We start from the raw sequence: 26,784 nt of genomic DNA on the forward strand, positions 1-26,784 counted from the left end.
ACCAGACGTAAAGGAAGTTCATGTCTACGACCACACCGACCGGTGTGCGGGGCGGCCACCACGCCAAGACCCGTGACGGTGGCGGCGGCGCGCCGATGACGCACCGGCAGATCATGGAGGCGTTGTCCGGGCTCCTGCTCGGCATGTTCGTCGCCATCCTGTCGTCGACGATCGTCTCCAACGCCCTGCCGGAGATCATCTCCGACCTCGGCGGCGGTCAGAGCGCCTACACCTGGGTCGTGACGGCCGCCCTGCTGTCGATGACCGCCACCACCCCGCTGTGGGGCAAGCTCGCCGACCTCTTCTCCAAGAAGCTGCTGGTGCAGCTCGCCCTCGTCATCTACGTGGCGGGCTCGGTCGTCGCCGGTCTGTCGCAGAACACCGGCATGCTCATCGCCTGCCGCGTCGTCCAGGGCATCGGCGTGGGCGGACTGACCGCCCTCGCGCAGATCATCATGGCCGCGATGATCTCCCCGCGGGAGCGCGGCCGCTACAGCGGCTACCTCGGCGCGACCTTCGCCGTCGCCACCGTCGGCGGACCGCTGCTCGGCGGCGTGATCACCGACACCGACTGGCTGGGCTGGCGCTGGTGCTTCTACGTCGGCGTGCCGTTCGCGATCATCGCGCTTGTCGTGCTCCAGAAGACGCTGAAGCTGCCGGTGGTCAAGCGGCAGGTCAAGGTCGACTGGGCGGGCGCCCTCCTCATCAGCGCCGCGGTCTCGCTGCTGCTGATCTGGGTCACCTTCGCCGGTGACAAGTACGACTGGCTGTCGTGGCAGACGTACGTCATGGTCGGCGGCGCGGTGGCGCTGGGCGCGCTCTTCCTGCTCGTCGAGTCGAAGGCGAGCGAGCCGATCATCCCGCTGCGGCTGTTCCGCAACCGCACGATCACGCTGGCCTCGCTCGCGTCGCTCTTCGTCGGTGTCGCGATGTTCGCGGGCACCGTGTTCTTCAGCCAGTACTTCCAGCTGGCGCGCGACAAGTCGCCGACGATGTCCGGCGTCATGACCATCCCCATGATCGCGGGCCTGTTCGTCTCCTCGACCGTCTCCGGTTTCGTCATCACCAGGACCGGCCGGTGGAAGGCCTGGCTGGTCAGCGGCGGCGTGCTGGTGACGGGGGGCCTCGGCCTGCTGGGCACCATCCGGTACGACACCGCCTACTGGCACATCGCGCTCTACATGGCGGTCCTGGGCCTGGGCCTCGGCATGATGATGCAGAACCTCGTCCTGTGCACGCAGAACCAGGTCGCCCCGGCGGACCTGGGCTCCGCGTCGTCCGTGGTCACCTTCTTCCGGTCCCTGGGCGGTGCGATCGGCGTCTCGGCGCTGGGCGCCGTCATGGCCAACCGCGTCACCCACTACGTCCAGGACGGCCTCACCGAGCTCGGCCCGAAGGGCGCGACGCTCGGCCACGGCGGCACGGGCGGCGGCGGCATCCCCGACATGGACGCCCTGCCGGCCCCGATCCGCACGGTCATGGAGAGCGCGTACGGACACGGCGTGGCGGACGTCTTCCTCTACTCGGCGCCCTTCGCCCTGGTCGCCTTCCTGGTCACTCTGTTCATCAAGGAGGTCGCGCTGAAGAGCAACGCGACGAAGGCCGGGCCGGACGCCGTGACGAAGGCCGGACCGGAGACCGCGTTCGCGGCTGCCGCGTCCGCCGGACCGGTCGACGAGCCGGCCCCGAACACGGTTCCCGGGCTGCCGGACGGCCCCGTGAACGGGAGCGCGAACGGCACCGTGGCCGGCACCGCCGTCCGCGGCACCGTCCGCACCGCCGATGGAGCGGCCGTCGCCCGCGCCGCCGTCACCCTCATCTCGCTGGGCGGGCGGCAGCTGGGCCGCTCGGTCCCCCACGCCGACGGCAGGTACGCGCTGGACGCCCCGGGTTCCGGCTCGTACGTCCTGATCGCCTCCGCCGACGGCTTCCAGCCGCAGGCGTCCACGATCGTCGTCGGCGAGGAGCCGCTGCACCACGACATCCTGCTCTCCGGTACGAGTGGGCTCGCCGGCGCGGTGAGGGCCGCCGAGGGCGGGGCACCGGTCCCGGGCGCGATGGTGATCGTGACGGACGTCCGGGGTGATGTGCTGGCCAGCGGCACGTCCGCGGAGGACGGCACCTTCCTCTTCGGCGAGCTCGTGCCCGGCGCGGTGACCGTCGCGGTCAACGCCGACGGCTACCGGCCGCTCGCCCTGCCGGTGGAGATCGGCAGTCAGGGCGTCACCCGGATCGAGGCCCCGCTGGAGGCGGGCGCCCGGCTCCAGGGCACCGTACGGGCCGGGGCGGAGCGCCGCCCGCTGGCGGACGCGCGCGTCACGCTCGTCGACGCGGCCGGGAACGTCGTCGCCACGGTGACGACCGGCGAGGACGGCGCGTACGGCTTCGCCGACCTGAACGCGGGCGAGTACACCGTCATCGCGACCGGCTACCCGCCGGTGGCCGGTGCGCTCACCGTGACCGGCCACGGTCTGGACGGCCACGACATCGAGCTCGCCCACCCCGGCGAGTGACCCACGGCTCGGGTGCCCCGAGCGGAGGCACCCGATGAAGGGGCGGCAGGCAGGGGACGGCCTGCCGCCCCGCTTTCGTACGAGGAGAAGGACCCCATGGCACTGCACGCACAGGTACGCACCCGCGACGGCTGGGCGGTCCAGCACGCGGTGGTGACGGTGACCGACATGACCGGCACGCAGGTGCTGCGGGCCGATGCCGGGCCCGACGGGGTCGTCGCCTCCGGTGCACGGCTCGAGCCCGGCCCGTACACGGTGGTCGTCACGGCCGTCGGATACGCCCCGGCCGCGCGCACCGCGCTGGTGGGGGCCGGCGGACGGGCCGAACTCGGCGCGGTGGTGCTCGCCCGTGCGGGCGGCGTGGAGCTCCCGCCCCCGGGGATCTGGACCCTGGACCCGGCGCACTCGTCGGTGGGCGCGGTGGCGCAGCACCTGGGCATCTCCAGCGTGCACGGCCGCTTCACCGAGTTCGCCGGACGCATCCGGATCGCCCCGGACCTCGGGTCGTCCCGGGTGGAGGCGGTGATCGCGGCGGCCTCCATCGACACGGGCAACGCCCTGCGCGACAAGCACCTGAAGTCCCCGGACTTCCTGGACGTGGAGGCGTACCCCGAGATCGTCTACCGCAGCCGCGGCCTGACCCCCGCGGGCCCGGACCGCTGGACCGTCCACGGCACGCTGTCGCTCCACGGCATCAGCCGGGACGTCGACCTCGACCTGTCGTACCTGGGCACCGGCCAGGACCCGTGGGGCGGGACGCGGGCGGCCTTCCGCGCCACGGCCGAGCTGCGGCGGGACGACTTCGCGATGCACTACAACCAGGTGGTGCAGGCGGGGATCTCTGCGATCGGCACGACGCTCAAGGTGGAGCTGGACGTCCAGGCGGTGCAGGGCGACGGACTGCCCGCGTCCCTCTGAAGCGGGTCCGCAGAGCGGCGTCACCGACTGCGGGACGGGACCGGGCCGGACGGGTGCACGGGGCCGGGCAGGGCGGGTGGACGGGACCGGGCAGGACAGTGCGGGGCCGGGCAGGGCGGGTGGACGGGACTTCGTGGAGAGGCCTAGTCCGCCGTGCCGTCCCGGCGCTTCATCGCCTCGATGCCGGCGATCAGGAGCTCCAGCGCGAAGTCGAAGTCGCGCTCGCGCATCTCCTGCACCGTGTCACCGCCGCGCGCCGCCATCAGCTCAGTGGCGCGCCGGAAGTCCCGCTCGTAGCCGGGCTGGGCCAGGACGGCGCTCATCGCCTCGCGGTAGTACTCGTCCTGGCTCAGGCCCGCGCTCGTGCAGCGCTGGATGAAGTGGCCCTCGATGGTGCCGAACCCGTACACGAACTGGAAGACCGCCGACATGGCGCCTGTCTGCCCATGGGCCGGCAGGCCCGTGTTGCCGATGACGCGCTGCACGCACAGCGCGAACGCCATCGCGTGGGGGCCGATGTTGAGGAAGCGGCCGATCAACGGGGAGACCCACGGGTGGCGCACCAGCAGGGCCCGGTAGCCGGTGGCCAGCTCCCGCAGCTGGACGCGCCAGTCCGCGGCGGCTTCCGGACCCGGGTCCCGCTCCCGGTCCGGGTCCGGCGCCGGTGCCCCCTCCGGCGCGGGGGCCCCTTCCGGGCTCGGGTTCGAGACCGGGTCCGTGTTCGGGTTCGGGACCGGACCCGGGTCCGGCAGGGTGAGCTCGCCGAAGACCGCGTCGATCGCGAGCTCCAGCAGATCGTCCTTGGTGTCGACGTACCAGTAGACCGACATCGCCGTGACGTTCAGCTCCGCCGCGAGCCGCCTCATCGAGAACTTGGCCAGGCCCTCGGCGTCGAGCAGCCTGACCGCCGCCGCCGTGATCCGCTCGCGGTCGAGCCCCGAGGGCTGGTCCGCCTTGCGGGTCCGCGGAGTCCGGCCCCCGCCCTCCAGCCACACGCTGGAGTGCGCCGGGCGCTTCGTGCGGTCGCCTGCCGACACCATGGGGGTTCCTCCTCGTTCCTGGCCCCCGATGCTATGCCCGCGTCCGCTCGGCACGCCTGAGCAGCAGCGCCGCCAGCAGGCCGCCCGCCAGGACCGCCGCCGCGCCCACCAGTTGGCTGGTCTCCAGGCTGGTGGCGAAGGCCTCCGCGATGCGGGCCCTGTCGGCCGGGCCGTCCGCCGCCGCGAGCGCCGCCGGGAGGGAGGCGGCGGAGACGGACACCAGCGCGGTGAACCGGGAGTTGAGCACGGCTCCCAGGACGGCGACGCCCAGGCCGTTGCCGAACTCCGCGAGCGTGCCGTTGATGCCGGCGCCCACGCCCGCCTTCTCCGGCGGTATCGCGCTCATGATGGCGTTGGCCATGGCCGGCATGGACAGGGCGACGCCCGCACCCATGACGACCAGCCCGAGCAGCATGCCTCCGTAGCCGTGCGCCCCGCCCAGGACGGCGATCGCGGCGAGGCCCGCCGCGACCATGGCCATGCCGAGCGCGATGGTCCACGGCGTACCGAGCTTCGGCAGCAGCCGCGCGCCGACCCCGCTCAGGTTGAGGACGACGACGGTGAGCGCGAGCGGCGCCGTGCGCAGGCCGGCGTCCAGCGGCCCGTACCCGAGCACGAACTGCAGGTGCTGCGTCAGCAGGAACAGCGAGCCGGTCATGCCGAAGGCGACCAGGATCGCGCCCGCGACCGCCCCCACGAACCGCTGGTTGCGGAAGAAGTGCATGTCCAGCATGGGGTGCGGGGTGTGCAGCTCCCACAGGGCGAACGCGCCGAGGACCACCGCGCCGACCGAGGCGGCGACCAGCACCTGGCCGGACGTCCAGCCGTGCTCGGGGCCCGAGATGATCGCGTACACCACGGCGGTCATACCGATGGTGGACAGCAGCGCGCCGAGCAGGTCCGGCCGGTCGCCCTGCTTGTGCTTGGACTCGGGTACGAGCGCGGCGACGGCGGCGAGACCGATGACCGCCACGGGAATGTTGATCAGGAAGATCGCGCCCCACCAGAAGTGGTCGAGCATGAAGCCGCCGAGCAGCGGTCCGGCGGCGAAGCCGAGCGAGCTGACCGTGGACCACAGGGCGATGGCCTTGACCCGCTCGGTGTCGTCGAAGACCTGGACGACGACGGCGAGGGTGGTGGTCATCAGCAGCGCGCCGCCGACGCCCATGCCCGCACGCGCGGCGATCAACTGCCCGGAGCTCTGGGCGAGGCCGGCGGCGAGCGAGCCGACGCCGAACAGGGCGAGCCCGATGAGCAGCATCTTCCTGCGCCCGTAGCGGTCGGCGGCGTTGCCCGCGGTGAGCAGCAGGCCGGACTGGACGAGCGAGTAGGCGTTGATCATCCACTGCACGTCGGACGTCGTGGCGTCGAGCTCGTCGGTGAGGGAGGGGATGGCGACGTTGAGGACGGTGTTGTCGAGCAGCACGGTGAGCTGGGCGAGGCAGATGACCCCCAGGATCAGCCAGCGCTGCGGGTGGCCACCGCCGGACGATCCGGGGGCGGTGGTGGAGTGCTCGGCGCTCGTGGCCGTCATGCGGGCAGCTCCTTGTACGGTGTACGGGACGTGGTCTCGTACACCGTACAAGAGTTCTCGTACGCCGTATAACTGTTTTTCCGTGGCAGGGTCGCGCCGTGACGCCCTGAGGGCCTCAGCACCTCACACCCCTCAGGGTTTCAGCACCTCAGCACCTCAGCACCCCTCAGCACGTCAGCACGTGCAGGTGTCACCCGCTCGCCGGAACGGTCAGGTCGTAGAGCGTGACGCCGTCCACGGTGACCTTCGTGAACGCGTCCGCCACCCAGGTGCTGATCGCGGACGCGGCGCCGGAACCGCCCGGGCCTCCCGGGCCGCCGCCGGGGCCGGCCTCCGGGTCGCCGCCCGCACCGCGCCCGCCGCCCGCGATGAAGTAGTGGATCCTGCCCTCGGCGACGTACTGCTGGAACCGGGCGAGGGTGGGCGACGGGTCGCTGCCGTTGAAGCCGCCGACAGCCATGACGGGCTTCTCGGTGGCGAGCTGGTAGCCGGCCGCGTTCTGGGAGCCGACGGTGGCGGCGACCCAGGTGTAGGAGGAGGCGTTCCGCATGAGCCGGGAGGCGACGGCGGAGCCCACCTCGGGACCGTCGAGCAGTCCGCCCCCCGCACCTCCGCGCGGCGCCCGGCCGCCGGGGCCACGACCCCCGTCACCGGGGGCCCGGCCCGCGGACGCCTGCCCGGGAGCGGCCGGGCCCGTCGGCGTCTGGCCCGTCGGCGTCTGGCCCGTCGGCGTCTGGCCGGGAGCCTGGCCGGGACCGGTGCCCGGCGCCGCGCCCGGGGGCAGCATTCCTCCCCGCGCGTTCCCCCCGAAGGGGCCACCGGGACCGCCCGCACCGCCCGGGCCTCCGCCCCGCGCCGACGCGGGCCCCGCCGTGACGATGGAACCGGTGTGCCCCATCCCGAGGGTGGCCACCGTGTACGCGGCCGGCCCCGCCAGGCCCGCCGCCAGCGCGAGCGCCGCCGCGCCGAGCGCCACCCGCCGCCCCCCGGCACGCGCCAGCAGCAGACCCGCCCCGGCCGCAAGGCCGCCCGCCAGGACCAGCCAGCGCAGCCACGGCACGAAGTCGGGCGTCCGGCCCAGCAGCACGTACGCCCACACCGCCGTACCCGCCGCCACCACGGCCAGGACCGCCGAGGCCGCCACACCGCCCCGCTCCTCCCACAGCACGGTCACGCCCATGCCGACGAGCGCCGCGACGTACGGGGCCAGCGCCACCGTGTAGTACTCGTGGAAGATGCCGGCCATGAAGCTGAAGACCACCAGCGTCGTCACCAGCGACCCGCCCCACACCAGGAACGCCGCCCGGGCCGTGTCCGTCCGGCCCGCCCGCCGGGTGAGGACGAGCCCCGCGGCGAGCAGCAGCAGCGCGGCCGGCAGCAGCCACGAGATCTGACCGCCGACGGCGTCGCCGAACATCCGCCACACACCCGTCTCTCCCCAGCCGCGACCACCGCCACCACCGCCGCCCGGGCCACCGCCGACACTGCCGGTCTCCTCGCCGTTGATGCGGCCGAGGCCGTTGTAGCCGAAGGTCAGCTCCAGGAAGCTGTTGGTCTGCGAGCCGCCGACGTACGGGCGCGAGGACGCCGGCCACAGCTCGACGACCGCCACCCACCAGCCGCCGCAGACGACCAGCGCGAGCCCCGCCAGGGCGAGTTGGCCGAGCCGCCGGCGTACCGTCGCCGGCGCGGACACCGCGTACACCACGGCCAGCGGCGGCAGGATGAGGAAGGCCTGCAGGGTCTTCGTCAGGAACGCGAACCCGACCGCCACCCCCGCCCCGACCAGCCACGCCGTCCGGGCGCCCTCCAGCGCCCGCAGCACGCAGTACACGGTGACCGACATCAGCAGCGCCAACAGCGCGTCCGGGTTGTTGAAGCGGAACATCAGCGCGGCGACGGGCGTCAGCGCGAGCACCGCGCCCGCCACCAGCCCGGCCGCCGCGCTGAAGCGGCGCCGGACGGCCGCGTGCACGACGGCGACCGTCCCGACGCCCATCAGCACCTCGGGGACGAGGATCTGCCACGACCCGAGCCCGAAGAGCCGTACGGACAGGGCCATCGGCCACAGCGCGGCCGGGGGCTTGTCGACGGTGATGGAGTTCCCCGCGTCCGACGCCCCGAAGAAGAACGCCTTCCAGCTCTCACTGCCCGCCTGGACGGCGGCCGAGTAGAAGGAGTTGGCGTACCCGGAGGCGTCCAGGTTCCACAGGTACAACAGGCCGGTGACGAGCAGCAGCACCGCCAGGGCCGCCCGTTCCCGCGACAGGACCGGTACCCGCAGGGCCGTCCTCGCTCCGGGTGCCGTCGCCGATACCGGCTTCGCCCCAGGCGTCCCCGCCGCAGCCGGATTCGTCCCGGCCGGATTCGCGCCGGCCGGATTCGTGCCGGCCGGATTCGCGGCGGCCGGATTCGCGGCGGCCGGATTCGTGGCGGCCGGATTCGTGGTGGTCTTGTCCGTCATCGCGCGTCCCCCAGGGTGTGATCGTCGGCACGCCGGTCCGGAAAGACCCAGGCGCGGAAGAGCAGGAAACGCAGCACCGTCGCGGCCAGGTTCGCCGCGATCAGCACGGCGAGCTCCGTCCCGTGCCCCGCGCCGCCCGCGGATGCGCCCGCGGAACCGGTCGCGGAGCCGGTCGCCGCGGCCAGCGCCGCCAGCGAGCCGCTGGTGAGCGCCAGCCCGATGGCGAACACCACGAGCCCTTGCGCCTGGTGGCGCACGGCGCGCTCCCGGCCCCGTACCCCGAACGTCAGACGGCGGTTCGCGGCGGTGTTGGCGACCGCCGACAGCAGCAGGGCCGCGCCGTTGGCGGCCTGCGGTCCGGTGCCCGCGCGGAAGGCCGAGTAGAGCGCCAGGTAGAGGAGCGTCGACAGCGCGCCCACGGCGCAGAAGCCGGCCAGCTGGCGGGCCAGCCCGCCCGGCACGCCGCTGATCGCCCGGTCGCGCGGATCGTCGCCGAACGGCCGCGCCAGCCGGTCCAGCGGCAGCGTGCCCTTGGCGAGCGCGCGCCCCACGCGCCACACGCCCTTCAGGTCCTCCGCCGCGGTCCGCAGGATGTGGACGGTGGAGTCCGGGTCGTCGACCCAGTCGACCGGCACCTCGTGGATGCGCAGCCCGGCCCGTTCGGCCAGGACCAGCATCTCGGTGTCGAAGAACCAGCCCGTGTCCTCGACCATCGGCAGCAGCCGCTCGGCCACCTCGCGCCGTATCGCCTTGAACCCGCACTGCGCGTCGCTGAACCGGGCGGCGAGCGAGCCGCGCAGGATGAGGTTGTACGTACGGGAGACGAGCTCCCGCTTCGGGCCGCGCACCACGCGCGAGCCGCCCGCCAGCCGGGACCCGATCGCGAGGTCGGAGTGCCCGGAGATGAGCGGGGCGACCAGCGGGAGCAGCGCGTTGAGGTCGGTCGACAGGTCGACGTCCATGTAGGCGAGGACGGGCGCCTCGGAGCGGGACCAGACGGTGCCGAGCGCGCGGCCGCGGCCCTTCCGTTCCAGCCGCACGGACCGTACGCCGGGCAGTTCCGCCGCCATGCGGGCGGCGATGGCCGGCGTGCGGTCGGTGCTGGCGTTGTCGGCGACGGTGATGCGGAAGCCGTACGGGAAGGTGCGGGCGAGGTGCGCGTGCAGCCGCAGCACGCACGGTTCGAGGTCCTTCTCCTCGTTGTGCACGGGGATCACGACATCCAGGACGGGCCGCCCGCCGGTGTCCCGTACGGGCAGGTGCTCCCGGGCCGGAAGCGTGAGGCATTCCATGGGTGTTGGCATGCCGCCGACCCTCGCGGCGGTGGCTGTCATGCCCGTGTGACGAGCCTGTGGGCGGCCTGTGAGTCCTCGGCCGGCAGGTGCACGGTGAAAACCGTCCGCCCGGGTGCGCTGCGCACGGCCACCTCGCCGCCGTGCGCGGCGACGATCGCGCGCACGATGGCGAGCCCGAGCCCGGTGGAGCCGGCGACGGCGCGGGAGGCGGGGCTGATGCCGCCGACGGGGTCGGCGCCGGGGCTGATGCCGGCGACGGGGTCGGCGCCGGGGCTGATGCCGGCGACGGGGTCGGCGCCGGGGCGTGAGCGGGAGGCGTCTCCGCGGGCGAAGCGCTCGAAGACGTGCGGCAGGAGATGGGGCGGGATGCCGGGCCCGTCGTCCTCGACCTCCAGGACGGCGCATGTGTCCGTCCGCCGCACGCGCGCGGTGACCACCGTCCCGGGCGGGGTGTGCGTACGGGCGTTGCCGAGGAGGTTGAGCAGCACCTGGTGCAGCCGGGCGGGATCCCCGTGCACCGGCACGGGCGCGTCGGGCAGTTCGAGGCGCCAGCGGTGCTCGGGACCGGCGGCACGGACATCGCCGACGGCATCGACGACGAGCGGAGCGAGATCAGTGCTCCGGTACGAGAGCGGCCGTCCCGCGTCCAGCCGCGCCAGCAGCAGCAGATCCTCCACGAGCCCGGTCATCCGGGTCGCCTCGGCCTCGATGCGTCCCAGCGCGTGCCGGGTGTCCGGGCCCGGCCGCTCCGTCCCGCGCCGGGTGAGCTCGGCGTATCCGCGGATCGACGCCAGCGGCGTCCGCAGCTCGTGGCTCGCGTCCGCCACGAACTGCCGAACCCGCATCTCACTCTCCTGCCGGGCGTGCAGCGCCGCGTGCACATGGTCGAGCATCCGGTTGAGGGCCGCGCCCACCCGGCCCACCTCGGTGCGCGGATCGGCCTCGGCGTCCGGCACCCGCTCGTGCAGTGCCGGCTCGCCGCTGTGCAGCGGCAGTTCACCGACGCGCGCGGCGGTCGCGGCGACGCGCCGCAGGGGGCGCAACGCGAACCCGACGAGTGCGGCGCCCGCGATGCCGGCGGCGAGCAGGGCGGCGGCCGTCACGCACACCTCGACCACGATCAGCGTGCCGACCGTGTCCTGCACGCCCGCGAGCGGGAACCCGAGCACGAGCGTGTCGTCCGGCGAAGCCAGTACGCGGTACTCGCCCAGCCCGGGCAGGTCCACCGTGTGCACCGCGCCGTCGCGCGGCGCCGCGGACAGCGCGGCGGTCTGCGCCGCGTCCAGCGGGGCCGGCGCGTCCCCGGGGCGCTCGCCGACGAGCCGCCCGGCCGCGCCCAGCGGCCCACCCGGGGCGGCGGCGCGCCCGCCGACGGTGCCGAACTCGTGGCCGGGGGCGGTGACGAAGCCGAGCTCCCGGTCCGGCCAGTGCATCCGGTCCGCTCGCAGCACCGCCTCGCGCAGCCGCTCGTCCTCCTGGCCGACGAGGTACGAGCGCAGGGCGATGGTCGTGACCGCGCCGATGACCGCCGCGACGACCGCGATCAGCGCGACCGCCGCCAGGACCAGCCGCGCCCGCAACGACCACGGCCGCCGCCACCCCCGCATGCCTCCGGCCCACGACCGCCACCGCCCGCGCACGCCTCGCGCCCACGACCGCACCCCCCGCACGGCTCGCGCCCAGGACCGCCACCACCGCTGCACGCCCCGTACCGGCAGCCGCCGCCGAGGTGGCCTCACCCGCCGGGCTTGATCAGGTAGCCGGCGCCGCGCCGGGTGTGGATCATCGGTGGGCGGCCCGCGTCGATCTTCTTCCGCAGGTACGAGATGTAGAGCTCGACCACGTTCGCCTGCCCGCCGAAGTCGTAGCTCCACACGCGGTCGAGGATCTGCGCCTTGCTCAGCACCCGCCGCGGGTTGCGCATCAGGTACCGCAGCAGCTCGAACTCCGTCGCCGTCAGGTGGACCCCGGCCCCGCCGCGCGTCACCTCGTGGCTGTCCTCGTCGAGGACGAGATCACCGACGACGAGCAGCGACTCGCTGCGTGCGGTCGCCGCCGCGCCCGAGCGCCGGATCAGCCCGCGCAGCCGCGCCACGACCTCCTCCAGGCTGAAGGGCTTGGTGACGTAGTCGTCGCCGCCCGCCGTGAGCCCCGCGATCCGGTCCTCCACGGCGTCCTTCGCCGTCAGGAACAGCACTGGTACGTGGGGAAGTTCGCGCCGCACCCGGCCGAGGACCGCCAGCCCGTCCATGTCGGGCAGCATCACGTCCAGGACGACGGCGTCCGGCCGGCACTCCCGCGCCGCCCGCACCGCACCCGCTCCGTCCCCGGCGCTGTGCACGTCCCACCCCTCGTAGCGGAGGGCCATGGACAGCAACTCCGCGAGCGACGCCTCGTCGTCGACGACGAGCACGCGGACGGGGCTCCCGTCGGACCTGAGCAGTTCGGCACGCATGTCGGCACGGATGTCGGCACGCCTCTCGGTACGCATGCGCCCACGGTCGCGGCCGCCCCTGAAGGAACGCTTTTCCCTTCCTGTGAATCCGCTAAGAAAGCGCCGGGTCGGCGAAGAGCCGGGCCCCGTTCCCGTGACAGACCGCCCGCAGCCACTCCTCCCCGAGGCCGAGCCGCTCGAGCGCCTCCAGCTGGTGCAGGTACCCGTACGGGATGTTCGGGAAGTCGCTCCCGAGCAGGATCCGGTCCCCCAGCTCCAGCAGCCGCCCCCGCTCGCCCGCCGGGAAGGGCGCGAGGCGCTCGCTGAAGTCGGTGAACGCCATCGTCGTGTCCAGCCGCACCTCCCCGTACCGCTCGGCGAGCCCGAGGAAGTCGGCGTACTCGGGCATCCCCATGTGCGCCACGACCAGCCGCAGCCGGGGGTGCCGCGCGAGCAGTCGCGCCACCGGCTCCGGCCCGGTGTGCCTGCCCGGGGCGGGCCCGCTGCCGCAGTGGATCACGATCGGTACGCCGGCCTCGGCGAGCAGCCCCCAGGCGCCGTCCAGCAGCGGGTCGTTCGGGTCGTACGCACCGACCTGGACGTGTGCCTTGAATACCCGCGCGCCGCTCTCCACCGCCTCGCGCACGTACCGCTGGACGCCCTCCTCGGGGAAGAGGGTGGCCGTGCGCAGACATCCCGCCACCCGCTCCGCGAACCGCGCCGCCCAGGCGTTGAGCCACTGGGCCATGCCCGGCTTGTGCGGGTAGAGCATCGAGGTGAACCGCAGCACCCCGAAGTCCCGCAGCAGGGCGACCCGCCGGTCCTCCTCCCGGTAGGTGATGGGCCACTCGACCCCGGTCAGCGGCCCCACGGCGTCGAAGTACGCCCACACCTTGCGCAGGACGCGGTCGGGCATGAAGTGCGTGTGCACGTCGACGAGCCCGGGCGTCCCGAGCCGCTCCCAGAAGGCCCTGACGTCCTCGGCCTCGCGTTCAGAAGAGCCCACCCTGCGCCCCCTTCGGTATCCGCACCACCGGCACGGTGGTCCCCTCCCCGCCCCGGACGAGGTCCCACCCCGTGATCAGCCGCGTGTCGAGCGCGATCCGCCGCCCGTCCGGCGCCACGAGGTGCACGTCGGGACCGGCGGCCGCGACGACCGTGCCGCGCACCTCCCCGTCCGCGACGAGCTCCTGCACGACCCCGTCGACGGCGTCCACCCCCGCGAGCCCGAAGACCTCCGCGTGGTCGGCGACCCGCGGCTCGACCCGCTCCAGGGTCTCGCCCCACCCGGGCACGTCCACGGCCCGCCGGTACAGCGCCATCACCTCGGCGGCCCGCTCCACCGCGCCGGGCAGCCCGGCGCGGACGGCGCGCTTCACGGCGTACGGGATCCGGTCGGGCACCCCCAGCGCGGTGCCGAGCACCTCCTCGGTCCGCCGCGCCGCCATCAGCGGCCCGCGCCCGAGCCAGGTGAACGCCACGGCCCCCTGCTCAAGCAGCCGCGCGTCGCCCCGCTCCTGCGCCGTGATGCCCACCTTGACCAGGCCGGGCCCGAACCACGCGAGGTACACCCGGAAGACGCGGGGATCGTCCGGTACCGCGTCGGCCGCCACCGAGCCCATCCGGTCCAGCCGCGTGCACTCGGCGCACCTCCCCCCGGTGCTGCGCCCGGCCACGACGGCCGCCAGGGGGCACGGATGGCCGCGGGCCCCGGTGCACCGCCGTTCCCCGACGGCGCGGAAGCCGATCTCCCGGCCGTACGGCAGCGGGCTGACCCGGCCGCCCTCCCAGGCGAGCACGGGCCTGCCGTCCCGCCACCGCAGCCCGGCGGCCCGGGTCACAGGAGGTACCGGGTACGACCGCCCGTGGTGGTGTCCCTCAGGTCGCGCAGCATGGTGTGCCTCTCGCGCACGTCCTTCAGCGCCACGGGATCGAGGTCCGCGAGGACGACCTCCGCCTCCTCGGCGCCCGCCTCGGCCACCAGGCGCCCGTCCGGTCCCCAGACACCGCTTCCGCCACAGGTGTTCCAGCCCCCGGTCCGTCCCACGTGGTTGGCGAGCACGCTGTACATGGTGTTGTCGAAGGCCCGCGCGGGAAACCACATCCGCGACTCGTGGTAGCCGTTGCCCACGCCGAACAGCGCCCCCACGACGTACGCGTGACACCCGTCGAGCGCGGCCGCGCGGGCGTGCTCGGGGAACCCGGAGTCGTAACAGATCCCGAGGCCGAGCCGCCATCCGTCGACCTCGACCGTGCAGCCGGTCTCCCCCTGCCGGTAGACGTCGCGCTCCGCGGCGAACAGCGTCTGCTTGTCGTACCGCCCGGCGTCCCGGCCCTGCGCGTCGATCACCAGCGCCGACACGTACAGCGCCCCGCCGTCGTGCACGGCCGCCCCGACGATCCCCACGACCCCGCCGTCCCGGCAGGCCTCGCGCACCCCGTCCAGCCGCGCGTCCCCCACCTGAACGGCGCACCGCTCCGGATCGGCGGCGATCAGCCCCGGCTCGTAACCGCTCAGGAACTTCTCCGGGAACACCGCCACCCGCGCCCCGCGCCCGGCGGCCTGGCGGACCATCGCGGCCACGGTCGCGGCATTGGCCCCGACATCCCCGGCCACCGGCGTCGCCTGCGCAGCGGCCACACGCAACCCCCGGGAGGGCGACTGTTCGCTCGGCATACGGGTCAACCTAGCAACCCCGCCCCAACGCCAGAGGCCCCGGACTTCCGTCCGGGGCCTCTGGCCTGCTGTGCACTCGGCAGGATTCGAACCTGCAACCTTCTGATCCGTAGTCAGATGCTCTATCCGTTAAGCTACGAGTGCTTGTGCTTCCCGGGCTTTTCTGCCCGGTCGGCGTTGCGGGAACAACATTACATGACCTGCGCCGTCACGCGAAATCCGTTATCCAAACCCGCTCCGACCTGGGCAAATCCCCCCAGGGAAGATCAGGAAGCTCTCTCGCGGACCCCACCCGGAAGCACCCGGAAGAGCTGGCGGCGTCCGGAAGGCGTCGATCTCCCACCAGCCCGCCGGCCGTCCCGGCCGCGGCCGCGGTCGCGGCGGCGGCGGCGGCAGTGGCGGTCGGGTCGGGGTCGCGTCACCCGTCCCGCGGGACGCCCCGGCCCGGCCGTCGCGTCACCGGTTCCGGAAACGGCCGAAGCCCCGGCCGTGGGGCCGGGGCTTCGGGTGGTGCGGCGGAGGCGGAGGGATTTGAACCCTCGATGGGCTTTAAGACCCAAACCGCATTAGCAGTGCGGCGCCATAGACCGGACTAGGCGACGCCTCCAGTGACACCCGCGCGAGCGCGAGTGGTGCGTGCAGATGATGACACAGCCCAGGGGGGTGTCACCAATCGCTCCCCACGGTACTAGGCGTGCGGGGCGCAGAGCAAAGGCTTTCGGGTTGCGCAACGCGCGGGGCGGTGCAGCGTTAGTGAGGTGAGGGATCCCGGACGATCCGGGCATCCCGACGGTTTCGTGGTTCCGTGACCCTGGAGTTCGTATGCTGCGCCGTCTCGTCCTCACCGCCACCGCGTCCCTCGCCGTCCTCGGCGCCGCCGCACCCGCCGCGCTGGCCGGTACGACCGGGCCACTGATCCCCCGTCTGCCGTCCGTGCCGCTGCTGGCGGCCACCGACAAGCTGACCGTCACCGTGGCCGGCTCCGGGAGTGCCGCGCTGGACGGCACCTTCGACCTGGAGTGCGGGGCACGCACCGCCGGCGGGAACCACCCGCAGGTGCAGCGCGCCTGTGTCCGGCTGGAAGAGCTCTCCCAGGACGGCGGCGACCCGTTCGCCCCCGTGGCCCAGGACCGGATGTGCACCATGCAGCACGGCGGCGACGCGACCGCCCACATCACCGGAACCTGGCACGGACGGCAGGTCGACGCCCGGTTCAACCGGAGCAACGGCTGCGAGATCCAGCGGTGGGACACCCTGGAACCGGTGCTTCCGCGCGCCGGCGCGTAAGGCACGGGATGGGCGGGTTCCGGCCGGAACCCGCACACAACCTTCGCCGGGGCGACCCCGTCATCCGCCGCCCCACCCATTGCGCCTGCCTTTAGACTCCCTCCAGTGACAGGCCCCGGCCCGAGGGGTGGCAGTAGGTCAGTGGGAGGAAGCGTCGTCGTGAGCAGCAGGCCATCCCGAGGCGCTGCTCGCCTCGCAGCCATACTCGACGCGCTGCCGGACGGGCTCGTCCTCGTCAACGCGAACGGCACCGTCGTCAACGCCAACACCATCGCCCTGGAGATGTTCGAGAGCCCGGGGACCGCGCTGGTGGGGCGTGGACTGCTGGATCTGCTCCCGGCCTTCGACTCGCGGCTCATCCCCGGCTCGATGCGCCGCCCCGAGGCGGCCGACGCGCGCGGGCGTACGAAGCCGACCCGGATGATCGCGCGGCGGACGGACGGGAGCGAGTTCCCGGTCGAGGTGACCAGCGCGAGCCTGGAGGACGGGCGCGAGGCGTACGACTCGTACGGCGCCACTCCGCGGCCGTACACGGGCGACGAGCTGCTCATGCTGGTCGTGCGGGATCTGTCCGGGACCATCGACACCGAGGCCGAACTGGCGCGCTCGCAGCGCCAGACCGAGATGATCCTGCGCGCCGCGTCCGAGGGCGTCGTAGGTACGGACACGGACGGGCGGATCGTCCTCGTCAACCCGGCCGCCGCGCAGATCCTCGGCTGGCGCGCCAGCGACCTGGGCGGCAAGGAACTGCACCCGCTGATGCTCCACTCGCGCGCGGACGGCGAAGCGTTCCCGTACGACGAGTCGCCGCTGGCCGACACGCTCCGCTCGGGGCGCAAGCACCGGGTGCGCGGACAGGTGGTGTGGGCCAAGGACGGTTCCGCGGTGCCGGTGGACCTGACGACGGCGCCGGTGCGCGACGGGGACCAGCTCGTCGGCGCGGTGATGACGTTCACGGACCGGCGGCCTTACGAGGAGCTGGTCGAGTCCCACACCGCCGAGGTCACCGCGCTGACGGCGCAGCACGCCGCCGAGGTCGCCGCACTGACCGAGAAGCACGCCGTCGAGCTGGCCGACCGCAGCGAGCGGTACTCCGTCGAGAGCGAGCAGCGCGAGGAGCGGTACGCGGCGCTGGCCGCACGGCACGCCCAGCTGACCGCCGTGCTCGGCGAGTCGCTGCGCGGGCCGCTGGAGGAACTCCGCGCCGAGCTGGGCACGCTGGCCTCCGATCCGGCGGGGCAGCTGTGGCCCGAGGCCAACCAGATCCTGCACCACCTGGCCGCCGGGTACGCCCGGATGACGACGCTCGTCGACAACGTGCTGGGCTTCCAGCGGCTCGACACCGGCGACGAGGACCTGCGCAAGACGAAGGTGCTGCTCGACGCGGTCGTCGCGGCCGGTGTCGAGGGCGCCGTCGAGCTCATCGGCCCGGGCCGGGCGCAGTTCGCGGTGCACGCGCCGCCCATCGAGGCCGAGGTCGACGGCGTACGCGTCTCCACCGCGCTCGCGCACCTGATCGCGGACGTGGCCGGGGTCGACTCGACCGGCAAGGCGCGGGTCGTGCCCGGCGCCGGGTACGTCGACTCGACGATCGTCGTCGCGGCGGCCCAGCGCAGTGATGTGGTGCGGATCGAGGTGCGCGGGCCCTACGCCGGCGGCGACCCGGTGCACGAGCCGATCGTGCGCGGGATCGTCCGCGCGCACGGCGGTGTGCTGCAGACGCACGAGGTGCCCGGGATGAGCGGGCACGCGTACGTGCTGGAGGTGCCCCTGGGATCGGGTGCCGGGACGGTGAAGCCGGCGGCCGACGCCGTTCCGGCCGACGAGACCCCGGCCGAGGTGACCCCGGCCGGCGAGGCCCAGGCCGCCCCCGGCACCGCCCCTGCCGAGGCGGTCGCTCCCGTGCTGCCGGCGCAGCAGTCCGGGGAGACCTCCGGCGGCGGGCGGCGGAGGGCCCGGCGGGCGTCGACCGACGCGTTCCTGGAGAGCCCCGTGCAGGCCGAGGACCCCGTGGCGGCCAAGCCGACCGGGCGGCGGCGGGGCCGGCCGAGCCCGGCCGAGGCCGCGGCCCAGGCGGCCGTACCGCAGCCCGCCGCTCCCGCCGCCGCCACTCCCTCCACTCCCGCCGCTGCCGCCGCGCAGGCCGACACGCCTGCCGAGGGCGCGGTGATGACGGCCGCCGAGAGCGCGCAGGGGCGCGCGGCCCGTGGACAGACGGTGCCGCCGCAGGGCGTGCCGGTGGACGCGGCACGCGTGCCTGCCGCGGGACTTCCGGCGCTGTCCGCTGCCCCCATGCCGGGGGCGGCGCCCGCGCCGACCGGGCGGCGTGCCCGGCGGGCGCTCGGTGCCGCGCAGGAGCGGTCCGCGGCGGCCTCGCCGGAGGGCGCCCGCACGGCGTTCGCGCTGCCGCCCGCCCAGGCCGACCGGCGCGCCGACACCGGCGCCGCCGCGGGCGGGGCGGCTGTCCCGGGCACGGGGCCCACCGCGGGACCGGGGCACGAGGGGCGCCACGACGCCGTCCGCGACACCGGTGGCGTACGCCCGGAGCCGGACGCCGACCACACGCCGCCGCAGCCGCACCCCGTGCAGCCCCGGGCGGTGCCGCCGCAGCCCGCGCAGCCGTCCGCCCCCGCCCCGGCCCAGGGCCCTGCGCCGGTACAGGTCCCGCCGCAGGCCCCGGCGCCCACCGGTCGGCGGCGCGCAGCTCACGAAGCCCCCACCCCCGCCACCGGAACCGGCACCGGCCCTGGCACGGGTTCCGTACCGCTGCCGCCGGAGGTGCCGTCCGGCGACGAGGCGAGCAGTTCGACGCAGGGACGGGCGTTCAGCGTGCGCACCCTGGGGCAGGGCGTGCCGTTCGCGCAGCAGATCGCCCAGCCGCCGGCGCCCGCCCCGTCCGGGCGGCGCCGCAAGCTGGCCACGCCGCCCGCGGAGGGCGAGCGCCCCGTACCGCCTCCGGCGGCTCCCGCGGCGCAGCCCCCGCCGCGGCTGGCCCCTCCGGCGGAGGGCCGGGCCTACGAGATAGGAGCACCGGACGCGAACGCGGCCGAAGGCCCCGAGCCGCTGGACGGTCCCGGCGGCGCCGTCGAGGTGGCCAACGAGCCCGCGCCGCTGCCCGTCGACGACGAGCTGCCGCCCGAGCCGCTGGACAACCCGCGCCGGCTGCTGGTCTGGCCCGCGCCGGACGTCGCCACCCAGGAGGCGCTGAGCGAGCGCGGCTACCGCCCGGTGATCGTGCACTCGCGCGAGGAGGTCGACGCGCAGATCGCCGCGTTCCCGGCGGCGCTGTTCGTGGACCCGCTGACGGGGCCGATCACGCGCACGGCCCTGCAGTCGCTGCGCCAGGCCGCGGTGGCGGCCGAGGTGCCGGTGCTGCTGGCGGCCGGGCTCGGACAGGCGACGCGGGAGGCGGCGTACGGCGCCGACCCCGCCGTCCTGCTCAAGGCGCTGGCTCCGCGGGACAGCGAGCAGCATCCGTCACGGGTGCTGCTGATCGAGGAGCACGAGGAGATCGCGCTGGCCCTGACGGCGGCGCTGGAGCGGCGCGGGATGCAGGTGGCCCGGGCGGACGCGGACACGGACGCCGTCGCGCTGGCGGCGCAGATGCGGCCGAACCTCGTGGTGATGGACCTGATGCAGGTTCGCCGCCGGCGCGCGGGGATCATCGACTGGCTGCGCGCGAACGGACAGCTGAACCGCACGCCGCTCGTGGTGTACACCTCGGCGAGCCTCAACGAGGACGAGCTGCCGAAGCTGGCTTCCGGCGAGACGGTGCTGTTCCTCGCGGAGCGGTCGACGAGCCCCGAGGTGCAGTCGCGGATCGTGGACCTGCTGGCGAAGATCGGTACGAACTGACGCCGGACGGAGTGACGCCGGGCGGAGTGAGCGGGACGGACCGAACCGTACACGTCGAGCCGTAGCCGTACGGACGGAGCGGGACGGACCGGCGGGATGCGCCACGGGAGCCGAACGGGGCGCGCCGCGGGAGCCGAACGGCCGTCCGGGCTGCACGTCCGGGCTGCACGCGTGAAGGGCGCCCCCCGAGCGGGGGGCGCCCTTCGCCGCACCGGTGCGGCGGAGCAAGGCGGTGCCGTGCGGTCAGAGCAGCGTCACGTCCAGCTCCCCGGCCGCGTACTGCCGGCGGATGACCTTCTTGTCGAACTTGCCCACGCTCGTCTTCGGCACCGCCGGGACCGTCGCCCAGCGCTCGGGCAGCTGCCACTTGGCGATCGACCCGGCGAGGAAGGTGCGCAGCGCCTCGTAGTCGGCGGTCGCGTCCTCCTTGAGGACGACGGTCGCCAGCGGGCGCTCGCCCCACTTGTCGTCCGGGACGGCGACGACGGCTGCCTCCACCACCTCGGGGTGGGCCATCAGGGCGTTCTCCAGCTCGACCGACGAGATCCACTCGCCGCCGGACTTGATGACGTCCTTGGCGCGGTCGGTGAGGGTGAGGAAGCCGTCCGCGCTGATCACGCCGACGTCGCCGGTCCTGAGCCAGCCGTCCGCGCTGAACTTGTCCTCCGGGGCCAGCGGTTCGCCCGCCGCGCCGCCGTAGTACGCGCCGGCGATCCACGGGCCGCGTACCTCCAGCTCGCCGGCGGACTCGCCGTCCCAGGGGAGGATGTCGCCGCCGGGGCCGACCAGCCGGGCCTCGACGCAGGCCGGGAAGCGGCCCTGGGTGATGCGGTACGGCCACTCCTCCTCGGCGGTCAGGCCGGCCGGCGGGTTGGCCATGGTGCCCAGCGGCGACGTCTCCGTCATGCCCCAGGCGTGGCAGAGGCGGACGCCGAGCTTGTCGTACGCCTCCATGAGCGAGGGCGGGCAGGCGGCGCCGCCGATGGTGACGTTCTTCATGGAGGAGAGGTCGCGGGGGTTGGCGGTGACCTCGGCGAGGAGGCCCTGCCAGATGGTGGGGACGGCCGCGGCGTGCGAGGGCCTCTCCAGCTCGATCATCTCGGCGAGCGGGGCGGGCTGCAGGAAGCGGTCGGGCATCAGCATGTTGACGCCGGTCATGAAGGTGGCGTGCGGCAGGCCCCACGCGTTCACGTGAAACTGCGGCACGACCACCAGAGTCGTGTCCTTGTCGGTGAGGCCCATCGACTCGGTCATGTTGACCTGCATGGAGTGCAGGTAGATGGAGCGGTGGGAGTAGACGACGCCCTTCGGGTCACCGGTGGTGCCGGAGGTGTAACACATGGCGGCGGCCGAGCGCTCGTCCAGCTCCGGCCAGTCGAAGGTGGCGGGACGATCCGCGATGAGCTCCTCGTACTCGTGCACCTGGGGAGCCGCGTCCGCGAGGAGGGAGCGGTCGCCGGGGCCCGAGACCACGATGTGCTCGATCGTGGGCAGGTGCGGCAGGAGCGGGGCAAGGAGCGGCAGCAGGGAGCCGTTGACGATGACGACCCGGTCCTCGGCGTGGTTCACGATCCAGATCAGCTGCTCGGCGGGCAGCCGCAGGTTCAGCGTGTGGAGGACGGCGCCCATGGAGGGGATCGCCAGGTACGCCTCGACGTGCTCGGCGTTGTTCCACATGAGGGTGGCGACGCGTTCGTCGCCGGTGACCCCGAGTTCCTCGCGCAGGGCACCCGCCAGCCGGGTCGCTCGTGCGCCGGCCTCCGCGAAGGTACGGCGATGCGGGGCGGCGGCGTCGCCGGTCCAGGTGGTGATCCGAGACTGGCCGTGGATCGTCATCCCGTGGTGCAGGATGCGGGTCACAGTCAGCGGTACGTCCTGCATGGTGCTCAGCACGGCGTCCTCCCGCGGGCGCGCAGTTCTTGGACCGGGGGGACCCCGGCCACCCTGGCAGAAAGGGTGGGGAGATTCTGCGCACATACCGCGCGGTATGTCACTACCCAGGAGTAGATCCTTTGTCGGCGATCACCGCACGGGGCTGAGTTCCGGGTCCTCGCGGAGCTTGCCTAGCGCGCGGGACACGGCACTTTTGACCGTGCCGACGGACACCCCGAGCACCTCGGCCGTCTGCGCCTCGCTGAGGTCCTCGTAGTACCGCAGGACCACCATGGCCCGCTGGCGATCGGGCAGTCTGAGCACCGCGCGCCACATGGCGTCGCGCAGCGCCTGCTGCTCGGCCGGGTCGGGCTCGGCGACGCCGCCGGCCGGTTCCGGCAGCTCCTCGCACGCGAACTCGTCGACCTTGCGCTTGCGCCACTGCGAGGTGCGGGTGTTCACCAGGGCGCGGCGGACGTAGCCGTCGAGCGCGCGGTGGTCCTCGATGCGGCTCCAGGCGACGTACGTCTTGGTCAGCGCGGTCTGGAGCAGGTCCTCGGCGTCGCACGGGTTGGCCGTCAGCGACCGGGCGGTGCGCAGCAGCACGGGTCCCCGGGCCCGTACGTACGAGGTGAACGACGGGTACGCCGGGTAGGACGGGTACGGCGGGCATCCGGTGGCGGCTGTGGAGGCTCCCGTACAGACGGGGCCGGCGGTCGAGGTCATGGGACCACGCTAGGTTCGGGTATTCCCCGGGGGATCGGCCCCAGGTCCCGAAAGCGGCTCCCCCTCAGGTTGTAGGGGCGGGCCGGGCCCCACCTCCTGGAGGTGGAGAGGGGAGGGGCGCACCTCAGGGTTCGCCCGCGTCCCTCAGGAATCGGCCGTGAGGATCAGGATCCGGCCATAAGGCTCAGGAAACGGCCGTGAGGCAGGATCCGGCCGGCCGCGAGGGTGCCCGGGGCCGCGGGGCGCCGCCGGGCGTGGCACGACGACCGCAGGCAGGCCGCCGCCGGGCAGGCGCGACCCCGCGTCAGGCGCGACCCCGCGTCAGGCGTCGGTGCCGAGCACCAGCGCGGAGGTCGGCACTCCCGTGCCCGCCGTGACGAGGACGCGGGCCGCGCCCGGGACCTGGTTCACCGCCGTGCCGCGCACCTGCCGCACGGCCTCCGCGATGCCGTTCATGCCGTGCAGGTACGCCTCCCCGAGCTGGCCGCCGTGGGTGTTGAGCGGCAGCCGCCCGGCGGCGACGAAGTCCGCGCCCTCGCCGGGCCCGCAGAACCCGTACTCCTCCAGCTGCATGAGCACGAACGGCGTGAAGTGGTCGTAGAGGATGCCGACGTCGATGTCGGCGGGGCGGAGGCCCGAAGTGCGCCACAGCTGCCGGGCGACGACGCCCGCCTCCGGCAGGCCGGTGAGGTCGTGGCGGTAGAAGCCGGTCATCGCCTCCTGTGCCCGCCCGGCGCCCTGCGCCGCCGCGACGATCACGGCGGGTGGCCGGGGCAGGTCGCGTGCGCGCTCGGCGGACGTGACGACGAGCGCCTGGCCGCCGTCCGTCTCCTGGCAGCAGTCGAGCAGCCGCAACGGCTCGACGATCCAGCGGGAGGCGGCGTGGTCGGCGAGCGTGATGGGCCTGCCGTGGAAGTGCGCGGCGGGGTTGGTCGCCGCGTGGCGGCGGCCGGTGACGGCGACGTGCCCGAAGGCCTCGGGCGTCAGCCCGTACGTGTGCAGGTACCGCCGGGCGGCCATCGCGACCCAGGACGCCGGGGTGAGCAGCCCGAAGGGCAGCGTCCAGCCGAGCGCCGCGCCTTCGGCGGTCGGCTCGCGGTGCTGGACGCCGGCGCCGAAGCGGCGGCCGGAGCGCTCGTTGAACGCCCGGTAGCAGACGACGACGTCCGCGACGCCCGTGGCGACGGCGAGCGCGGCCTGCTGGACGGTGGCGCAGGCCGCGCCGCCGCCGTAGTGGACGCGGGAGAAGAAGGACAGCTCGCCGATGCCGGTCGCCTGCGCGACGGTGATCTCCGGGCTGGTGTCCATGGTGAAGGTGACCATGCCGTCGACGTCGGCGGGCGTCAGTCCGGCGTCGTCGAGCGCGGCGTGCACGGCCTCGACGGCCAGCTTCAGCTCGCTGCGCCCGGAGTCCTTGGAGAACTCGGTGGCGCCGATGCCGGCGATCGCGGCCCGCCCGCCGAGGGCGTCGGCCCTGCGCACGCTCATCGCCGCTCCCCCTCCGCCAGGGTCACCGTGACGGTACCCGTGACGTGATGGCCGATCGTGTTGGCGCCGACGACCCGCACCTGTGCGGTGTCGCCGTCCAGGGCGACGACCGTGCCCGTGAGGGTCATGGTGTCGCCGGGGCGGTTGGGCGCCCCGAGGCGTATGGCGACGCCGCGCAGGCGGGCGAAGGGGCCGAAATGGTCGGTGACGTACCGGCCGACGAGGCCGTTGGTGGTCAGGATGTTCATGAAGATGTCGGGGGAGCCCTTGGCCCGGGCGGCCTCCGGGTCGTGATGCACGTCCTGGTAGTCGCGGGAGGCGAGGGCGCCCGCGACGATCAGGGTGCGGGTGACCGGGATGCGCAGCGGGGGCAGCTCGTCCCCCACGGCCACGGCCCCCGCCCTCTCCCCCGCCATGTCAGCTCCCCACCGCCCGGAACACCGGGAGCTCCAGGTCCTGGTCGACCCGCTGGAACTCCAGCCGGACCGGCATCCCGATCCGCACCTCGTCGTGCGGAACGCCCGTCACGCTGCTGACGATGCGCACGCCCTCGGCGAGCTCGATCAGCCCGACCGCGTAGGGAGGGTCGAACGCGGGAAACGGCGGGTGGTGCATGACCACGTACGAGTACACCGTCCCGGAGCCGTCCGCCTCGACGGTGTCCCACCGCTCCGCGCCGCAGGACCAGCAGCCCGGGAGCCACGGGAAGCGCAGCGTGCCGCAGCCCGCGCAGCGCTGGAGCAGCAGCCGGTGCGCCGCCACGCCCTCCCAGAAGCCGGCGTTGTCCCGGTTGACGACGGGCCGGGGCCGCCGGGACCGCTGGAGCCGGTGGGGCTGCCCTCCGGTGGGCGCGTACTTGAGGATGCGGAAGCGGTGGGTTCCGGCGAGCTCGCCGCCGGCCGTGCGGACGTCGGTCCGGGTGGTGACGAAGTAGCCCGGGCCGAGCCTGGTCGTCTTGCGCCCCGACACCGACTCGATCACGGTGTCGAAGGCGACGGCGTCCCCGGGGCGCAGGTCACGCAGGTACTCCTGCTCGCAGTCGGTGGCGACGACCGCTCCGTACCCGGCGTCGTCGAGCAGGGCGAGGAGCTCGTCGTACGCCCGGGAGCGGCCCCGGTGACCGGACAGCCCGCCCATCGTCCAGACCTGGAGCATCGTCGGGGGCGCGATGGCGCCGGGGCCGGAGTAAGCGGGGTGGGTGTCGCCCATCGCCTCGCACCAGTGCCTGATCATGGGCTCGTTGACGGGGTCCTTGCCGACGCCCCGGGTGACGGCCGCCCGGCCCTCGTACGCCTTCAGCCGCCCGTACAGTCCGTCCGCCACCGCCGCACACCCCCTCGCTCCGCCGGTATCTGACGATCCGTCAGCTGAGCCGGGACTGTCAACCCCCGGACCGGGCGGGGGCGCGGACACGGCGAGGCGGCCTGCACCGCGGATGCCGAAGCACCGCCGCGCAGACCGCCGTTCACCCCGTACGACCATGCCCCCCTCGGGCCGGTCCGCCTCCCCCTGTCACCAAAGAGGGAGAAGTGCACCTCCGCATCGCCCTGCCGGATCACCGCGTCTCGACGTCGTAGCCCAAGAGTTACCCACCACATCCCCGGCGAACCAGACGGGAGAAAACAATTCGCCCTCAAGCGTGACAGCCGCCGAGCGGTGACGACGCTTCCCATTTTCGAATCTCTGTACGAATATGTAAGACATGGCGTCCGACCGGCAGACCGCCGCCCCGGCACTGGCCCACGCCCTGTCCGCCGCCGCGCAGGGCTTCCCCGTCATCCCGCTGTCGCCTACCAAGCTGCCCGCACTGCGTTCCCCGCACCGGGACACCCCAGGAGCGCCGTGCCGCGGCGCATGCGGTCTCCCCGGCCACGGCATCCACGACGCGACCTGCGACCCGCTCGCCGTACGGCGACTCTTCGCCGCAGCGCCCTGGGCGACCGGCTACGGCATCGCCTGCGGCCGCCCGCCGCACCACCTCGTCGGAGTCGACCTCGACACCGAGCCGGCGGCCCTGTACGACCTCGCCGCCCGGCACCACTTCACCATTCCGCGGACCGTCACGGTCCTCACCCCCAGCGGCGGCCGCCATCTCTGGCTGACCGGCCCGCCCGACGCCGTGGTCCCGAACTCCGCGAGCCGCCTCGCCCCGGGCATCGACATCCGCGGCGCCGGGGGCTACCTCGTCGGGCCCGGCTCGGTCACGACGCGCGGCGCCTACCGCCTGGCGCCCGGCACGGCCCATCTGCCCCCGGCGCCGTGCCCGCCCGCGCTGCTCCGCCTCCTCGCCCCGCCCACCCGCCGGCACCCGGGGGGCCGCACCACCCGGGCACCCGCCCACGGCGAGGGCCTGATCCGCTTCGTCCTGGCCGCCCCGGAGGGGCAGCGCAACACCCGCCTGTTCTGGGCGGCCTGCCGCGCCTGCGAGAACGGCCTCGGCGACACCCTCGCGGCCGCCCTCGTCACCGCCGCCGTCCGCACGGGCCTCCCCGAACCCGAGGCCCGCGCCACGATCGCCTCGGCAGCCCGCCTGACGCACGCCTCCCGCCGGACCTGAACCACGAAGGGCGCGGCTCCCGACCCGAGCCTCGCCCGTCGACCGGCCACTACCGCCACCTGCGGAGGGCGGGCCGTGGAGGGGAAATCCAGGGTTTCCAGCCGTCGCGGGGTTCCCGGCCGAC

General features: G+C 74.2%; 19 protein-coding genes and 2 tRNA genes. 5 read left to right on the plus strand and 16 right to left on the minus strand.

The genetic code is table 11. From position 1 onward, the window contains the following. Positions 1-20 precede the first annotated feature (20 nt). Positions 21-2,513, plus strand: coding sequence for an MFS transporter (locus tag IH00_RS0109735; RefSeq protein WP_031071710.1), 2,493 nt, complete (start codon positions 21-23; stop codon positions 2,511-2,513). A 96-nt stretch (positions 2,514-2,609) separates the two neighbouring features. After that, the gene (locus tag IH00_RS0109740) at positions 2,610-3,431 is read left to right on the plus strand and encodes a YceI family protein (protein WP_031071712.1); all 822 of its coding nucleotides are present in this window, start codon (positions 2,610-2,612) and stop codon (positions 3,429-3,431) included. A 143-nt stretch (positions 3,432-3,574) separates the two neighbouring features. Here the strand turns inward: IH00_RS0109740 and IH00_RS0109745 are convergent, their stop codons facing one another. From IH00_RS0109745 to IH00_RS0109795, 11 genes are all read right to left on the minus strand, one after another. Then, positions 3,575-4,471: a TetR/AcrR family transcriptional regulator gene (locus IH00_RS0109745; protein WP_031071713.1), complete on the minus strand. Its 897-nt coding sequence runs from the start codon at positions 4,469-4,471 to the stop codon at positions 3,575-3,577. A 31-nt stretch (positions 4,472-4,502) separates the two neighbouring features. Further along, positions 4,503-6,005 carry an MFS transporter gene (locus IH00_RS0109750; RefSeq protein WP_031071715.1) on the minus strand — a complete coding sequence of 501 codons (1,503 nt, stop codon included), beginning with the start codon at positions 6,003-6,005 and terminating at the stop codon, positions 4,503-4,505. 190 nt (positions 6,006-6,195) lie between these two features. Further along, positions 6,196-8,469: an ArnT family glycosyltransferase gene (locus tag IH00_RS0109755; RefSeq protein ID WP_078887657.1), complete on the minus strand. Its 2,274-nt coding sequence runs from the start codon at positions 8,467-8,469 to the stop codon at positions 6,196-6,198. After that, complete coding sequence (locus IH00_RS0109760) at positions 8,466-9,803, minus strand: bifunctional glycosyltransferase family 2/GtrA family protein (RefSeq protein WP_107064432.1); 1,338 nt, start codon at positions 9,801-9,803, stop codon at positions 8,466-8,468. Before IH00_RS0109760 ends, IH00_RS0109755 begins: the two co-directional genes overlap by 4 nt. Further along, a complete protein-coding gene (locus IH00_RS0109765; RefSeq protein WP_039946698.1) occupies positions 9,800-11,371 on the minus strand; it encodes a sensor histidine kinase in 1,572 nt (523 codons plus the stop codon). The genes IH00_RS0109760 and IH00_RS0109765 overlap by 4 nt, the downstream gene beginning before the upstream one ends. A 128-nt stretch (positions 11,372-11,499) precedes the next feature. Next, entirely contained in the window at positions 11,500-12,255 is a 756-nt protein-coding gene (locus IH00_RS0109770) for a response regulator transcription factor (protein ID WP_063835346.1), read from the minus strand. Between the two features lie 55 nt (positions 12,256-12,310). After that, entirely contained in the window at positions 12,311-13,204 is an 894-nt protein-coding gene (locus IH00_RS0109775; RefSeq protein ID WP_031071724.1) for an amidohydrolase family protein, read from the minus strand. After that, positions 13,191-14,039 (minus strand): DUF2797 domain-containing protein, encoded by an 849-nt coding sequence (locus tag IH00_RS0109780; protein ID WP_031071726.1) that lies wholly within the window; start codon positions 14,037-14,039, stop codon positions 13,191-13,193. Before IH00_RS0109780 ends, IH00_RS0109775 begins: the two co-directional genes overlap by 14 nt. Then, complete coding sequence (locus IH00_RS0109785) at positions 14,036-14,875, minus strand: carbon-nitrogen hydrolase family protein (protein ID WP_052411300.1); 840 nt, start codon at positions 14,873-14,875, stop codon at positions 14,036-14,038. The genes IH00_RS0109780 and IH00_RS0109785 overlap by 4 nt, the downstream gene beginning before the upstream one ends. Before the next feature lie 71 nt (positions 14,876-14,946). Continuing rightward, positions 14,947-15,019: transfer RNA gene (locus tag IH00_RS0109790), tRNA-Arg, on the minus strand. A gap of 372 nt (positions 15,020-15,391) precedes the next feature. After that, positions 15,392-15,482 (minus strand) — tRNA-Ser (locus tag IH00_RS0109795). A gap of 215 nt (positions 15,483-15,697) precedes the next feature. Between IH00_RS0109795 and IH00_RS0109800 the strand changes: the two genes are divergently transcribed. Beyond that, positions 15,698-16,162, plus strand: a complete 465-nt coding sequence (locus IH00_RS0109800) for an SSI family serine proteinase inhibitor (RefSeq protein ID WP_031071730.1) — start codon at positions 15,698-15,700, stop codon at positions 16,160-16,162. A 159-nt stretch (positions 16,163-16,321) separates the two neighbouring features. Next, a complete protein-coding gene (locus IH00_RS0109805) occupies positions 16,322-20,017 on the plus strand; it encodes a PAS domain-containing protein (protein WP_031071732.1) in 3,696 nt (1,231 codons plus the stop codon). A gap of 243 nt (positions 20,018-20,260) precedes the next feature. Here the strand turns inward: IH00_RS0109805 and IH00_RS0109810 are convergent, their stop codons facing one another. From IH00_RS0109810 to IH00_RS0109830, 5 genes are all read right to left on the minus strand, one after another. Further along, a complete protein-coding gene (locus tag IH00_RS0109810) occupies positions 20,261-21,910 on the minus strand; it encodes a long-chain fatty acid--CoA ligase (protein WP_031071734.1) in 1,650 nt (549 codons plus the stop codon). Between the two features lie 129 nt (positions 21,911-22,039). Continuing rightward, entirely contained in the window at positions 22,040-22,615 is a 576-nt protein-coding gene (locus IH00_RS0109815) for a SigE family RNA polymerase sigma factor (protein WP_031071736.1), read from the minus strand. A 321-nt stretch (positions 22,616-22,936) separates the two neighbouring features. Next, on the minus strand, positions 22,937-24,103 hold the full coding sequence (locus tag IH00_RS0109820; RefSeq protein ID WP_031071739.1) for a lipid-transfer protein: 1,167 nt from the start codon (positions 24,101-24,103) through the stop codon (positions 22,937-22,939). Beyond that, positions 24,100-24,495, minus strand: coding sequence for a MaoC family dehydratase (locus tag IH00_RS0109825; RefSeq protein ID WP_324615781.1), 396 nt, complete (start codon positions 24,493-24,495; stop codon positions 24,100-24,102). The genes IH00_RS0109820 and IH00_RS0109825 overlap by 4 nt, the downstream gene beginning before the upstream one ends. 25 nt (positions 24,496-24,520) lie before the next feature. Next, positions 24,521-25,426, minus strand: coding sequence for a bifunctional MaoC family dehydratase N-terminal/OB-fold nucleic acid binding domain-containing protein (locus IH00_RS0109830; protein WP_031071743.1), 906 nt, complete (start codon positions 25,424-25,426; stop codon positions 24,521-24,523). Between the two features lie 379 nt (positions 25,427-25,805). On the opposite strand from IH00_RS0109830, the gene IH00_RS0109835 reads away from it, so the two are divergent. After that, complete coding sequence (locus IH00_RS0109835) at positions 25,806-26,660, plus strand: bifunctional DNA primase/polymerase (protein ID WP_031071752.1); 855 nt, start codon at positions 25,806-25,808, stop codon at positions 26,658-26,660. Positions 26,661-26,784: the final 124 nt, after the last annotated feature.

This window comes from Streptomyces sp. NRRL S-118, from assembly GCF_000716335.1.
In the GTDB taxonomy this organism is placed as follows: domain Bacteria; phylum Actinomycetota; class Actinomycetes; order Streptomycetales; family Streptomycetaceae; genus Streptomyces.

Coding starts and splice junctions, on each gene's coding strand:
- IH00_RS0109815 (WP_031071736.1), bottom strand. CDS start 22,615: ATGACCTCGACCGCCGGCCCCGTCTGTACGGGAGCCTCCACAGCCGCC.
- IH00_RS0109755 (WP_078887657.1), bottom strand. CDS start 8,469: ATGACGGACAAGACCACCACGAATCCGGCCGCCACGAATCCGGCCGCC.
- IH00_RS0109785 (WP_052411300.1), bottom strand. CDS start 14,875: ATGCCGAGCGAACAGTCGCCCTCCCGGGGGTTGCGTGTGGCCGCTGCG.
- IH00_RS0109820 (WP_031071739.1), bottom strand. CDS start 24,103: ATGAGCGTGCGCAGGGCCGACGCCCTCGGCGGGCGGGCCGCGATCGCC.
- IH00_RS0109770 (WP_063835346.1), bottom strand. CDS start 12,255: ATGCGTACCGAGAGGCGTGCCGACATCCGTGCCGACATGCGTGCCGAA.
- IH00_RS0109765 (WP_039946698.1), bottom strand. CDS start 11,371: ATGCGGGGGTGGCGGCGGCCGTGGTCGTTGCGGGCGCGGCTGGTCCTG.
- IH00_RS0109740 (WP_031071712.1), top strand. CDS start 2,610: ATGGCACTGCACGCACAGGTACGCACCCGCGACGGCTGGGCGGTCCAG.
- IH00_RS0109835 (WP_031071752.1), top strand. CDS start 25,806: ATGGCGTCCGACCGGCAGACCGCCGCCCCGGCACTGGCCCACGCCCTG.
- IH00_RS0109800 (WP_031071730.1), top strand. CDS start 15,698: ATGCTGCGCCGTCTCGTCCTCACCGCCACCGCGTCCCTCGCCGTCCTC.
- IH00_RS0109745 (WP_031071713.1), bottom strand. CDS start 4,471: ATGGTGTCGGCAGGCGACCGCACGAAGCGCCCGGCGCACTCCAGCGTG.
- IH00_RS0109750 (WP_031071715.1), bottom strand. CDS start 6,005: ATGACGGCCACGAGCGCCGAGCACTCCACCACCGCCCCCGGATCGTCC.
- IH00_RS0109735 (WP_031071710.1), top strand. CDS start 21: ATGTCTACGACCACACCGACCGGTGTGCGGGGCGGCCACCACGCCAAG.
- IH00_RS0109760 (WP_107064432.1), bottom strand. CDS start 9,803: ATGACAGCCACCGCCGCGAGGGTCGGCGGCATGCCAACACCCATGGAA.